Genomic DNA, 12730 nt, shown 5'->3' with positions numbered 1-12730 from the left:
TTTTTTTAACTGTCCATATCTTCAAGACTGATTTTTAATTTCTTTAGAAATTGTAAATCATCTTGATTCATTAAGCCTTCAAGCTCTGGTTCTTTTGTATCTGAGTCATCAAAAAAAGCTTCTGATTTAGCTTCAGGGCGTTTGGCAAAGCATATGGTTGCTTCCACCATTAAAATAGTTTCATATCCAGCCTGGCGGAGTTTTTCGGTCAATTCCTTTACTTGAGGAGCATCATTTATGGCTTGATCTATTGCGCGGCCCAACTCTTGAGTTAAATGCTTTAATTTTTCATCCACAAGTTTTTCCTCTCTAATTTGCTAAACCTACTAAAAAGCTTGTATGGCTAAATAGTTATAAAACATATGCTACGTGTCTTGAATAAAAATTGTCAAACCTTTCCTAACTAAATTCTTACCTCCAAAGTCTTACACTAGGAATATATCTAAATATCTAGCTATCTTCCTTGCATTTCCAAAACCTATTTCCTATAATCTCGTCTGTCAAAAAAGTAGTAAAATACCAAAAAATACAAATATAAATTATTAACTAACAGGTCTAAAATGTTGGCTAAAGTTTCTGCAAATGAACAACCTAAGCCTGAACCTTGCCCGCTTTGCTTTGATACTGGCTGGCAAGTGGTTATTGGTGTAGGCGCACGTCAATGTGAATGCCGTAAAAAAACTCAATACTCCCGCTTGTTAGCTAAAGCTAGAATACCAAATCGTTATGAAACCTGCTCTTTAGATAATTATGAGCCTCAAGGTTTGCCAGGCTCAGACTCTATTCTTTCTCAAGCAAAAGCAAAGCTTGATTGTAATACCTTTATACGTGAATATCCTAATGTAGAATTTGGTTTATTACTAGTTGGAGAATGTGGTTTAGGAAAAACTCATTTAGCTGTAGCTGTATTAAAAGCTGCCTTAAGTAAAACTATGCACTCTTGTTTATTTTATGATTTTAGAGATTTACTTAAAGAAATTCAGGAAAGCTATAACCCTAGTACATCTAGCAGCGAATTAAAGGTTTTAGCCCCAATTTATGAAGCAGAGCTTTTAGTATTAGATGAGCTAGGAGCAACTAAACCTACTGCTTGGGTACAAGATACAATGACCCAAATTATTAACCGCCGCTATAACAATAAAAAGATAACTATTTTTACTTCCAACTATTTAGATACTCCATCGATTAACTATGGTGAGACTTTATCTGAGCGTCTAGGAGTTAGATTAAGATCCCGCTTATATGAAATGTGCAAAATCGTCCATATCAAAGGCGAAGACTACCGCAAAGATAAGCTTAGACATAATAGATTCTAACAAAATCAAGTTTGCTTTGTAATTTATCCTGACGTATGATCATGAATAACTCGCCATCCATCAGGAAATTTCTTAAATACTAAAGTAAAAAGTCCTCCAACAGTTTCCGTTTTTAGATCTAGTTGCCATTTACCACGCACAAAAGCATTATCTGTGCCTAGCATTTCAATTTCTAAATCCTTAAAGGTAAGTTTGCCCATTTCACGGCCTTCTGCTTGATAACGTGATCTGTAACGGTCTAAGGTTTGTTGCCACCCATGAGTAATTGACTTATTAGAATAAAAACTTAAGTCTGTCGATTGCCAATAGCCTGACATAAAACCTTCTAAATCACCTTTATTCCAAGCCACTACTTGATCTTTTAAGACTTTTTCTATGGCTTGCTTTTGAGTAAGAGATTTTTCAAGGTCATTTTGAGCAAAAATATAGGTTGATTGACAAAAAATTAAAATTATTAAGCTAAAACAAATAAGAAAATATTTTTTTTGATATTTTATTTGGCGGCTTATCTGCTGGGAGTTATTCACTTTTCTGCACCTCTTTGTTATATATCAATCTTTGGTAAATCCTTTATCAGAAAGGTTTAAGCTATGTCAACAGAAATAAAACGCTTACCTGTAGAGATTAATGCTAGTAAAAACACAGGTATAATAGAAATTTTTTGGGATGATGATCATCGCACTTTTTATAACCTAGGGCAACTACGAGCAATTTGTCCTTGTGCAAGCTGTCGTGAAGCAAAAGGAGAAAAGCCACATCAAGCTATTAGTGCTAAGGCTCCTGCTGGCTCATCAGAAGCCAAACCCAAGCGCAGTTTACCACTTTTCAAGGCAGAAAAATATAGCATTTCTGGTATGCACTATGTTGGAAATTATGCTTTAGGTGTAGACTGGGAAGATAATCATCATAGTATTTTTACATGGAAATTGTTAAGTGATGAATGTCTATGTAGTGATTGCGCTAAGGAAAGAAGTTTAACTAATAGCTAAAAAATCAGTGTTAAAAGACAACTGAGGTAAAAATAATATTTTTACTTTTTGATCACTTTCCTGTTAGCTTTGATTCTGTTAGAATCTTTTCACACTTAACATATTAAATTTACAAAATAAATTTATCTATTTTATAAAACCAATCGCTTTTAGCTTTTGTCAAAATGAGGTAATCATGCGTTTGAAGTTCCTTTTTCATAAACATACTTGGAGTACACCTCATCATGTAGAAGGCTCTAATGGGCGCTACGTAATGCGTTGTTATGATTGTGGGTCAGAACGTGAGGTAGAAGCTCACCTAGAAGGCTCCAAAGAGGTAGAAAAACGCTTAGAGCAAGCACGCGAAGTATTGCAAAAACTTAATAAAGTATCTTAATTTCTTGATCTTTTTTAGTGAGTGATTTTATAAAGTCTAAGCGCACTACATTTGTGCGCTTTTCTATTTTGGAACCTAAAATATTTAACATTTTTAATATGCAAAACCCAGGCTATTTTATTGAAAAAAATATTTTTTCAGCTAGCGAATGTGACGATTTAACAAATATTTTATCTCAAGCAAATAGGACTAAGCTACAAACTAGCAAACGAAAGCAAGCAGGAGCAAGACATTTAATGTCTAACACTCAAATTGCTAAGGTTGCCAAAGACAAGCGTTTAATTAATTTTGCAGAAAAATTGTTAGGAAACAAAGCTAATCCCTTTCGCGCTACATTGTTTGATAAATCATTATTAAATAATTGGTTAGTAACCTGGCATCAAGATAGAGCATTACCCTTAAAATCATATTTTGATGATAAAGCTTGGGGGCCTTGGTCAAAAAAAGAAGGTGTTCTTTATGCTCATGCTCCTACTTGGGCATTATCTCAAATTGTAGCTTTAAGAATACATCTAGATGCTGCTACTAGCGAAAATGGGCCACTTAAAATAATTCCTTGCTCACATTTACTTGGTATTTTATCAGACAAAGAAGTTTTAAGTTATTCAAAATCAAATAGTTCTATAGAATGTTTAGTTGATAAGGGAGGGGTACTTGCAATGAGTCCTTTGCTAATACACTGTTCATCTAAAGCAAAAAGTGATAAACCAAGACGAGTTTTACATATTGAATATGCAATAAATTTAGAGTTAGCCACAAATATTTCTCTAGCTTTAGCTTAAAAGTTATTTTGGTTTTTCTTCTAGTTCCTCAGTTAGTTTGGTGACAGCAAAAACAAAGCGGTGCAGTTCTGGTGTTAAAGTTTCTAAAGTACGTTTTGAACTAAGATAAGCGGCCCAAGTGCTAGTTTGTGTAACACTAAAAGTAGCTTTTTCACCAAGTGAGCTAGCTAAGAGTGCAATCAAGTTAGAAGAGGCTTCAACTTGTTCAATTAGAGCAGTAATAATTTTATAAGTAGATTGAGCAGTAGCAAGATCTAAGGGGTTTTCCTGGCCTGCTAATATATTATTTTCTTCTGACATAAAAACTAACCTCGGTTATAGAAAGGTAATTTTGATACTTCTGCCGCTAGCCCTTTACCATTAAATTGCACAGAATGATTTAGTCCAACAGTAAAATTATTGCGTTTTAAGTAAGCTAAAGCTACTACTTGATTTAGTATTGGTGAAAACCCTGCACTAGTAATATGTCCTATTTCTTTTCCATCTTTATTAAAAACCTTGCTTTTGGTGGCTGGTACATCTTCACCTGAAATTACTAGTCCGGCTAAACGTTTTGCGGTTTGATCGCGGCCTCGATGATGAATCCTTGCAATAGGTTCTTGTCCTAAATAACAGCCCTTTGTATAACTTACAGCAGTTTCTAAGCCTGTTTCTAGTAAAATTATTTCTTCGTCCATATCTACACCATATTCTGGTACAGCGGCTTCTATACGAAGTAAGTCAAAAGCCTTAAGTCCAACAGCCTTAGCACCCGCTTTTAGTAACGCTTGAAATACAGTAGAGATATTTTCATTAGCAATAAATAAATCATAGCCTTCTTCACCTGTTCGTGAATGTTTTACGGCTGTCAATCTACAATCAGCAATTAAAACTTCTGCTAATTGCAACTCTTGTAAATTAGTAGTAACACCTAATTTATTAAGAAGCGGCCTACTATGAGGGCCTTGTAATGATAAAAGTGATGTTGCTTCCGTAATATCGGTAACGTTAAACTCTCCAGCAGGACTATATTTTTCTAAGTGATAATAGATTTTTTCTCTAGTACTAGTCGGCAAATCTAATAAAATGGAATTTTCTAACATATAAATAAAACAATCACTTAAGACATGCCCTCTCATATTTAGAAAAGCTGCAAAAATTCCATTTCCAACTTGTAAAGCTTTTACATCATTACTAACTAAATTATGCAAAAACTGGACTTTATTTTTACCTGTAATTTCAATACGTCCTCGGTTAGAAAGATCTATTACACCGACTGCATTTCTAACTGCTTGATATTCCTGCCAGTAATCTCCATAATGTGCTGCCATTTCCCAGCCAAGTTGCTCCGCAAATTCAGCTTTTAATTGAGAATGCTGGGAAGCCAAGGCACTTTTTAACATAAAATTTTCTCCCAAGTATAAAAAACTATACTTTATCTTTGTTATTTTTTTTCTTCTTTTGGTTTTAATACCTTAATTTCTTTTACAGAAGTAGGTAGGCATTCATTATATTTAATTTCCAGACGTTGTCTTTTTTGCAAGTCTGCAAAAGCTAATTCTTTTTTGCCAAAAACACTAAATAAGCTTTTTTCTGCATAAATAGAAGTCCGTTTACTTGCTCTATAACTTAGCTTATCTCCTGTAATTTCATCTGTACCCTTAAAGGTCAACTCTTCATTGTTAACTGATTCAATAATTACAATAGTTTTTAATTCTCTGCGTATTTTAGGAGCGGTATTAGGTAATTTACCTGTACCATAAGAACCCTGTGCTAAAGCTTCTGTTGTTAAACTACCAAGAAAAATAATGGCGGCAAAGATAAATAAAACTCTACGCATAACTTATAACTCCTAAAAAACATATTTAGATCTGATGGATTATTATAAGAGCATTGATTAAAAGCTTTCAATAAGGGGTTGAAAAATTTGTACTAGGTTTTAGATAGTTCTTTTGAATTATGTCGAAATAGATCTGTATAGTATTTAAGTATATAAATAAAAGGCTGTACAGGTTTTCCACTAAGTTCTAATGTAGCTTGTCGCTGCAAAGCTTGAATCCAATCAGTTACTGCACTAGCCTGATTTTGGTATGGTGTTAAATCGCTTGCAAGTTCATAATCAATAGCACTTTCCCCTGATTCAAGCATTCTGCTACGTCGTTTTGATTGCAGTAATTTACGAACCGTTAATTCATCTGCAATAGAATCTGCAACAATTTCACAAATTGCTTCTTTTTCTGTACTAGCCACACTAGTTTGAGCAATATGTAAGAAAATATTATAAAAACGCGAGATATTTGTTCGTTTAAGTGAGTCTGTTATTTTGCATTCTAAAATGTCTAGTGGGGGCAGATCTAAATTTATTGCCCTAACAATTAAACCATCATTTCTATTGTTAAGAGCTATTTGTTTCTTTTGTGTGTTAGAACCAACAGCAATTTCTATAGCACCACGACAACTTAAAGAAAAAAGAGCGACGGTTAAAAGCATTGCTGCTAAACGTTCGCGTTCTGTAGCAAAGTTGTTGTGCATTTTTCGGCTACGCTGCCCACTTAAAACAGAAGGAAGAAATTGCTGAACAAATAAATAAACTATGCAAGTAGGGCTTAATTCTGTTATTTGTATAGGTGTTTTGGCAGTTGTAGGAAATTTCAAAAATTCACTAATACTAAAATTTTCTACTAAGCTATTTTCTTGTCTTATGTCCATTTGCTCAATAATTTGTACTCTTTCAACTTCCCTATTTTCAACATAATCTGGTTCCTGTTGCCCTATACCTTCAATAGCAAAAGACTCTGACACTAATGGCTTAGTGATAACTACCTCACTTTCATTATTAAACCATGCAGAGGTATCTATAGAAGTTTGACTTGTGCTAGAAGTTGATAGAGCTACTATTTTTTGTTTTTCAGAAAAAGAAAATTGAGCATTTGAATAAATTGTATCTGTGTTTGGATTAGGTGTTGAGTCATCAACTGGCTCTTCGGCAAAGGATACGCTAGGAAAAGCCCTATCTAATTCATCTGTTAAGGAAAGCTCTTTTTCTACTACTTCAGTAGGTTCAAAAGATTTTACTACTGGGTATCTTTTTGAATCCATTGAAATTACAGGTATTGTATCTTTAGTCATTTCATCTATTAAAGAAAAGGCTTGGCTTGAACTTGGAACGGGTGTTGGTTCATCATCATAAAATATCCCTGGGTCTGGTAACTTAGGTAAAGTATCCTTATCCATCTCTGTAACAGGCGAAGTACGTTTACTTGTAATTGGTGGAGGTGTTGGATCATTTGAGTAAAATGGCTCTGGTAAGTCAGGAAGTGCCGGTAAAGTATTCTTATCCATACTATTAATTAAATCTGATATAGAAATTTCTGAGCTTACCATTGGCTCTGTCCGTGAATTATTAGAATCAGACACAGGAAGCAAAGCCGATACAGTTTCTTGATTATTTTGTAAAGAAAAGGCTCTCCCTGTAATAGGAACGGGAGTTGGTTCATCTGAATAAAAAGGCTCTGGTGGAGATGGCATTGTTGGTAAAGTGTTACTTGGTTGAGAAGCTAAAAATTCTCTATGTTTAGCTAGTTGTGCTGATAATTGAATAGTTAAAGCAATAACTGAGCTATGGCGTTGTACAGTACGTTTTTCTAAGGCTTTAATAATAATAGATTCCAATGTAGGGGGCATATCTGGACGAAATTCTTTTAATGGATTAGGTGTTACTCCCATATGTTGCATTTTTAACATAGGATAACTTCCACCTGTAAAAGGAGGTTTACCAGCTAATAAATGATAAAGAACAGCACCTATAGAATAAACCTCTGAACGAGCATCTATTTGCTCGTTGTTATTAAACATTTCTGGAGCAGAATAATAAGGTTTACCTAAGACTAAGTCTCGCTGAGATGGGGAAAGCTTAGTTATTAAACTTGTTGTCTTTAAGCGAGCAATACCAAAATCTACAACTTTAATAATTAATTGACCATCATCTCCTTCACGAACTAAAATATTACTTGGCTTTAAGTCTAAATGATAGACCCCACTACGATTAGCATTTGCAACCGCTTCACAAACCTTTGACATTATTACTAATGTTTTTTCTATGGAAAGTTGTTTTTCTTCTATCAATATGTTAGCTAGATTATTTCCTGGGAAATAATCCATAACAAAGTAAAGCAGTGCTGAATTAACATAACCACAATCTAATATTTTTATAATGTTTACATGGTCTAAGGCAGCAAAATCTTTAATTAAGTTTAAGAATCTATCTACTAAACTTGGATCTACACTAAGAAGTATTGGAGAAATTACTTTTACAGCAACAACTAAGCCTGTTTGTATTATAGTAGCTTGAAAAACCATACCTACTGTTCCAATTCCGATTTTTCTATCTAAGCGATATTTTCCTGAAATAACAGGTAGTCCCGGCAATAACTCTATCAAAACAGTTTGATCGTTATCACAAATCTGCATATGATCGCCAAAACAAACATGACAGACAGGACATTCTTTCATAGTTTTTTCGCTTATACACTAAATCATTAGTGCTTAGGCTATTCCCCTTATTGCTGAAAATGCGTTTCTCGTAATTTAAACTTCTGTACTTTTCCTGATGCAGTAGTAGGAAATTCTGTAACAAATTTTATATATTGTGGAATCTTAAATTTAGCAATTCGTCCCTGACAAAAATCTAATATTTCCTTTTCATCACATTCTAAGCTTGATTTTAATTTAATTGCAGCCGCAACTTCCTCCCCATATTTTTCACTTGCAACCCCATAAACATAAATATCCAGTACTTTAGGATGTGTACGTATTAAGTCCTCTATTTCTTTAGGGCCAATATTTTCCCCACCACGAATAATAATATCTTTAATTCTTCCTGTAATGCGAACATAACCTTGCTCATCAATAGTAGCCTGATCGCCTGTTCTGAGCCATCCAGAAACCCCATCAAGTGTAATTAATGCTTCTTGTGTTGCTATTTCATTATTGTAATAACCCTTCATTACATTATAGCCACGAACGCATAATTCACCAGGACTATTAACAGGTAAAGCTTCTAAACTATTGGGATCAATAATTTTAACCTCTTCTTCAGGCATAACTTTACCAACGCTTTGAGTTCGGTTTTCTATAGTGTCTTCTATTAAAGTATGAGTAATACCAGGAGATGCTTCTGTTAAACCATAAGCAATAATAATATCTGTTAAATTCATATCCTTTATTACACGCCGCATTAACATTTCTGGACAAAGTGCGCCAGCCATAACTCCTGTACGTAAAGAACTTAAATCAAACCGAGCAAATTCTGGGTCTTCTAATTCTGCAATAAACATTGTTGGAACACCATAAAGCATTGTGCATTTTTCCTGCTCTACATATTCCAAAACTTTACGAGCATCAAAAGTTTCTAAAGGCACAAGACAACCCGCATGCGTATAAACTCCTAACACTCCAATTACACAACCAAAACAATGAAAAAGTGGTACAGGTAAACAAAGCTTGTCCTTGTTTGAAAGGTGCATTGCACCGCCTAGCCAATAACCATTATTAACAATATTGCGGTGTGAAAGCATTACTCCTTTGGGAAAACCTGTCGTTCCAGAAGTATATTGCATATTTATAACATCTTCTGGGCTTAAGTCTTTTTCTCTAATCTGCAAAGCTTCATCACTAACACTTTTAGCTAAATCAAATAGATCTTGGTACCAAAGAAATCCATCAAATTTATTTTCATCAATTAATATTGCATGTCGAAGAAAAGGAAAATTGCTGCTTTGTAAATTTCCTGGTGTGCTTAGCTTTAATTCTGGTAATACTTCATAAATAGTATTTACATAGTCCAAGTCCTTAAACCTAGCAATAGCAATAATTGCACAAGCCTCTGATTGGTTAAGCAAATAAGCTAGCTCTCTAGCACGAAAACTAGTGTTAACTGTAACTAATGTTGCACCAATTTTAGCTAGTGCAAATTGCAAAATAATCCATTCTGGAACATTGCTAGCCCAAAGAGCTACACGATCACCTTTGTTAATTCCTAGCTTTAATAATCCTTTAGCAATAGTGTTAGCAACGCTTTCTAGCTCAGAAAAACTATAGCGTAACTTTCTATCAGGATAAACCAATGCTTCATTTTTAGGGAAATCTTTAGCAAGACAACTTAACAACTCACCTACACAAACATCACGATAAGATTTTTTTTCTTCTAATCCCATGTTTAACTCTGAATTTCTTTTAGATTTATAAAACTACGGCAGGTTCATTAAAGGAAAGTATACCACGCTCATTAAGTGAAACTTCAACTCCAAAAGCCAATGTAAGATTACCTATATCACTATGTCCGGCTCTTAGCCCAAAAACAACAGGTATATTTAAGTCTTTTGTTAAGTCAGTTAATAGATCTGTTAAACTATAATTAGCTGTCGCTTCTACCTGACAAGCAACCATTTCACCAAAGATAATAGCTCGAACATTCTGCAATTTTCCAGCTAACTTTAACTGTGTGATCATACGGTCTAATCTGTAAGGTTTTTCATTAATATCTTCTAAAAAAAGTATGGCTCCCGTTGTATCTAACTCCCAAGGTGTGCCAAGTAAAGAAACAATTAAAGACATACAACCACCTAAAAGCCGTCCTCTAGCCGTCCCTGGCACTAAAATTTGTGTTGTTTGACTGTCAACGGGCCCAGCAGGTAGCGGACGAGTTAATAATTTAGTAAAAGAACGCTTATCATAAAGACCCTCAGCAAAATCTTTATTTATCATCGGCCCATGAAAAGTTACCCAAGAATATTTTTGATATAACCCAATAAGCAATGCTGTAATATCACTATAGCCCATTACAATTTTAGGTTGGGTTGGATCAAAATTTTCCAGTTTGTCTAAATACTCAAGCAAGTGCATAGAACCATAACCACCACGAGCAGCAAAAATAGCTTTTACACTCTTATCTTCAAGCATTTCTTCAAATTCCGCCACACGTCGTTTAATGCTTCCGGCTGTGTAGCGTGTTTGCTCAAAAAGCGAAGATGAATACTTTACTTCAAACCCTAACTTTTTTAACTGTGCTATACCTTTATTAACATTTTCTTGCTTAACTATTCCTGCTGGAGCAATAATTCCTATTTTATCGCCAGTTTTAAGCATTGGAGGTAGTAAAACTTTTTTCATCAATGACACCTTTTAATTTATTATTTTCTCTAAATAAAGATAACCCCAGCTAATTCAGTAATTAACTGGGGTTACAAATTCTAAGAAGGAAAGTTATTAACTAATGACTTCTGCCGGATTGGAGAGCCTCTTTTTCACTCCAAGCTGGCTAGCATCAACCATATTCAAGCCCTTTACGGTCTCATAGCCGGGAATAATCTCTCTGTCAAAAGGTTTCATTCCATTACGATTACGCTTATGACCAGAAAAATCTAAGTACAATTTCTTGCGCAAAAACCTCTCTGGAAATCCAGCAAATCTCCATAATGGGTATTTCATCCCCTCACCAAATAACTTGCGGCCTAACATCTTGTAATAAAGCGGTACACCTAAGGAGAATTTATAGCGTGAAAATGTGCCTCCGCGATAAAATTCAATATTGTATTTCCAACAAGTAAAGAAAAATTCCCATTGCAGGTCTGTCATTTCAATGAGTTTAACACTTTCTTTCTTTTGCATGCGAGTGTTTTCTAGTGGAACAAACCATGTAGGAACATACATTCCTTTGGAGTCCCGCAAATCATAAAGCATATCTAAAGATAGCTTGGTGTCCTCGTCCGTTTCTCCAGGTAGTCCAATAATAAAAGTATTAAATGGATACCAATTTTGACGGTTAAGTATCTCCATTCCCTTTACTACAACATCTCTCCATTGATGAGCTTTGTAAGGGTAAGCCTTCCCCTTCATATAGGTATCAAAAAGCCTTGGACTACCTGTTTCAAGCCCAATAATTGGATCAACTATACATTTATTTGGATCCGTAGATTCATGATGTTTAAGATGCGAATAAGGAACACATAAAGGAGATAACCTTTCAATAATACTAGGATCTTTTACTACTGGTGCAAGGGTAATATGTGAAAGCTGAATGGTTTCTAGCCCTTTAACAGAAAGCACGCTCTTAAAAAGCTTTTCTAATGCAGGGGCATTAGTAGTAAAATTAGGTAACTGTTCGTATAAAAACATGTCTTCTGAAGTCAACATAACTTCTGTTGCACCTTCATCAACATTAGCACGAACGCTATTCATAATATGTTCTAAGGGAAAAGAACGTCCTACTTTTGTTGCTGGAGAGCAAAATTGACAACCACGTCCACATCCTCTAGTAATTTCTACTACACCAAAAGTTGAGCGATGACGAACTACTGGAATATCTTCTACAGAAGGCTGCATGTTTTTTGGTACTTTGATGATGCGTGGTAGTGTAGGATCTCCAACAATAATCTTTCTAAACATATCATTTAGAACAAGTTCCACTTCACCATCAATTAAATAATCTATATTAAATTCATCCAAACGGTCTGCTTTTTCTAATTGCCAAGCTCCGGGCCCACCAACTACGATTTTTGGACGATATTTTTTAATTATTGGGTGAGTAACTATTTCCATAAATTCATGCGCGTTTAACGGCATGAAATTATCTCCAGCTAATTTTGAGTAAACATCCGTAGCATAAGAAATACCCAAAGGATTATGTGCATGAATAGCTACTACTTTTGTTTCTGGCCCAACAAATTTTTCTAAATTTTCTGTATAACAAGTTACAACATCGCTTTCGTCATAATCCCTAAGAAGCAATGTCTCAACCATACGTAAGCCATTAGGAACATATTTTGCACGTCCATCAGGCCAAGAATCATTAATCATTGAGGCAGGATCAATAAATATATGACTAAATTTATAAGGGATTGTGGCGGAAAGCATTTGTTGCCAAATACTATGCTTAAATTCACTAGCTTCAGTAGACGAAGCCGTCAAAACAATCTTAGGTGAACCCACTATATCAGTCTCCGTCATTAAGTGTTAGAAATATAAAGCTTCTAGCTTTGATTAATACTACTTGAGCTTCGGCTCGATATCCGCCAATCTTACACCGTGATTTATTATTCATCAATTTGAAATGGATAAATTTTGGGGAATTTTCCTCTTTTATCCAACCTTTAATTATTCAAAATACAAGAGCTAAAAATTTTTCTTAATTAATTTTAAGGAAGTTTATATATGGTATTTTCAATTAGTTTTAGAGTTCTTGAAATATACAAAATTTTTCAATAGAATCTCACCGCGAAATCTCCAATA

At 34.6% G+C, this 12730-nt stretch carries 13 protein-coding genes; 4 read left to right on the top strand and 9 right to left on the bottom strand.

The genetic code is table 11. The features are described from left to right. Nucleotides 1-5 precede the first annotated feature (5 nt). A complete protein-coding gene (locus IPK14_05490) occupies nucleotides 6-296 on the bottom strand; it encodes a hypothetical protein (protein MBK7992875.1) in 291 nt (96 codons plus the stop codon). A gap of 264 nt (nucleotides 297-560) precedes the next feature. Here IPK14_05490 and IPK14_05485 point away from each other — a divergent pair, with 264 nt between their 5' ends. After that, on the top strand, nucleotides 561-1316 hold the full coding sequence (locus IPK14_05485) for an ATP-binding protein (GenBank protein MBK7992874.1): 756 nt from the start codon (nucleotides 561-563) through the stop codon (nucleotides 1314-1316). Nucleotides 1317-1339: 23 nt separating this feature from the next. Here the strand turns inward: IPK14_05485 and IPK14_05480 are convergent, their stop codons facing one another. After that, on the bottom strand, nucleotides 1340-1843 hold the full coding sequence (locus IPK14_05480; GenBank protein ID MBK7992873.1) for a DUF4440 domain-containing protein: 504 nt from the start codon (nucleotides 1841-1843) through the stop codon (nucleotides 1340-1342). Nucleotides 1844-1906: 63 nt separating this feature from the next. Between IPK14_05480 and IPK14_05475 the strand changes: the two genes are divergently transcribed. The 3 genes from IPK14_05475 to IPK14_05465 all read left to right on the top strand — a co-directional run bounded on the left by IPK14_05475 (nucleotide 1907) and on the right by IPK14_05465 (nucleotide 3463). Then, nucleotides 1907-2305, top strand: a complete 399-nt coding sequence (locus IPK14_05475; protein ID MBK7992872.1) for a DUF971 domain-containing protein — start codon at nucleotides 1907-1909, stop codon at nucleotides 2303-2305. A gap of 175 nt (nucleotides 2306-2480) precedes the next feature. After that, entirely contained in the window at nucleotides 2481-2681 is a 201-nt protein-coding gene (locus tag IPK14_05470; GenBank protein MBK7992871.1) for a hypothetical protein, read from the top strand. Between the two features lie 98 nt (nucleotides 2682-2779). Further along, a complete protein-coding gene (locus tag IPK14_05465; GenBank protein ID MBK7992870.1) occupies nucleotides 2780-3463 on the top strand; it encodes a phytanoyl-CoA dioxygenase family protein in 684 nt (227 codons plus the stop codon). Nucleotides 3464-3466: 3 nt separating this feature from the next. Here the strand turns inward: IPK14_05465 and IPK14_05460 are convergent, their stop codons facing one another. The 7 genes from IPK14_05460 to IPK14_05430 all read right to left on the bottom strand — a co-directional run bounded on the left by IPK14_05460 (nucleotide 3467) and on the right by IPK14_05430 (nucleotide 12430). Continuing rightward, entirely contained in the window at nucleotides 3467-3763 is a 297-nt protein-coding gene (locus IPK14_05460) for a hypothetical protein (protein ID MBK7992869.1), read from the bottom strand. 5 nt (nucleotides 3764-3768) lie between these two features. Beyond that, on the bottom strand, nucleotides 3769-4845 hold the full coding sequence (locus tag IPK14_05455; GenBank protein ID MBK7992868.1) for an aminomethyl transferase family protein: 1077 nt from the start codon (nucleotides 4843-4845) through the stop codon (nucleotides 3769-3771). 41 nt (nucleotides 4846-4886) lie between these two features. After that, on the bottom strand, nucleotides 4887-5282 hold the full coding sequence (locus tag IPK14_05450; GenBank protein ID MBK7992867.1) for a hypothetical protein: 396 nt from the start codon (nucleotides 5280-5282) through the stop codon (nucleotides 4887-4889). A 92-nt stretch (nucleotides 5283-5374) separates the two neighbouring features. Then, entirely contained in the window at nucleotides 5375-7954 is a 2580-nt protein-coding gene (locus IPK14_05445; protein ID MBK7992866.1) for a serine/threonine protein kinase, read from the bottom strand. Nucleotides 7955-8001: 47 nt separating this feature from the next. Then, nucleotides 8002-9657 (bottom strand): AMP-binding protein, encoded by a 1656-nt coding sequence (locus tag IPK14_05440; GenBank protein ID MBK7992865.1) that lies wholly within the window; start codon nucleotides 9655-9657, stop codon nucleotides 8002-8004. 25 nt (nucleotides 9658-9682) lie between these two features. Next, on the bottom strand, nucleotides 9683-10612 hold the full coding sequence (locus IPK14_05435; GenBank protein ID MBK7992864.1) for an LD-carboxypeptidase: 930 nt from the start codon (nucleotides 10610-10612) through the stop codon (nucleotides 9683-9685). A 96-nt stretch (nucleotides 10613-10708) separates the two neighbouring features. Continuing rightward, on the bottom strand, nucleotides 10709-12430 hold the full coding sequence (locus IPK14_05430; protein ID MBK7992863.1) for a B12-binding domain-containing radical SAM protein: 1722 nt from the start codon (nucleotides 12428-12430) through the stop codon (nucleotides 10709-10711). Nucleotides 12431-12730: the final 300 nt, after the last annotated feature.

It is taken from the genome of Blastocatellia bacterium, from assembly GCA_016713405.1.
Taxonomy (GTDB): Bacteria; Acidobacteriota; Blastocatellia; order Chloracidobacteriales; family JADJPF01; genus JADJPF01.
This window is presented reverse-complemented; position numbering and strand designations above follow the sequence as displayed.

Bases quoted from the DNA above. Each gene is read 5' to 3' on its own strand.
- IPK14_05485 (MBK7992874.1), top strand. From the start codon at position 561: ATGTTGGCTAAAGTTTCTGCAAATGAACAACCTAAGCCTGAACCTTGC.
- IPK14_05475 (MBK7992872.1), top strand. From the start codon at position 1,907: ATGTCAACAGAAATAAAACGCTTACCTGTAGAGATTAATGCTAGTAAA.
- IPK14_05470 (MBK7992871.1), top strand. From the start codon at position 2,481: ATGCGTTTGAAGTTCCTTTTTCATAAACATACTTGGAGTACACCTCAT.
- IPK14_05465 (MBK7992870.1), top strand. From the start codon at position 2,780: ATGCAAAACCCAGGCTATTTTATTGAAAAAAATATTTTTTCAGCTAGC.
- IPK14_05460 (MBK7992869.1), bottom strand. From the start codon at position 3,763: ATGTCAGAAGAAAATAATATATTAGCAGGCCAGGAAAACCCCTTAGAT.
- IPK14_05455 (MBK7992868.1), bottom strand. From the start codon at position 4,845: ATGTTAAAAAGTGCCTTGGCTTCCCAGCATTCTCAATTAAAAGCTGAA.
- IPK14_05450 (MBK7992867.1), bottom strand. From the start codon at position 5,282: ATGCGTAGAGTTTTATTTATCTTTGCCGCCATTATTTTTCTTGGTAGT.
- IPK14_05445 (MBK7992866.1), bottom strand. From the start codon at position 7,954: ATGAAAGAATGTCCTGTCTGTCATGTTTGTTTTGGCGATCATATGCAG.
- IPK14_05440 (MBK7992865.1), bottom strand. From the start codon at position 9,657: ATGGGATTAGAAGAAAAAAAATCTTATCGTGATGTTTGTGTAGGTGAG.
- IPK14_05435 (MBK7992864.1), bottom strand. From the start codon at position 10,612: ATGAAAAAAGTTTTACTACCTCCAATGCTTAAAACTGGCGATAAAATA.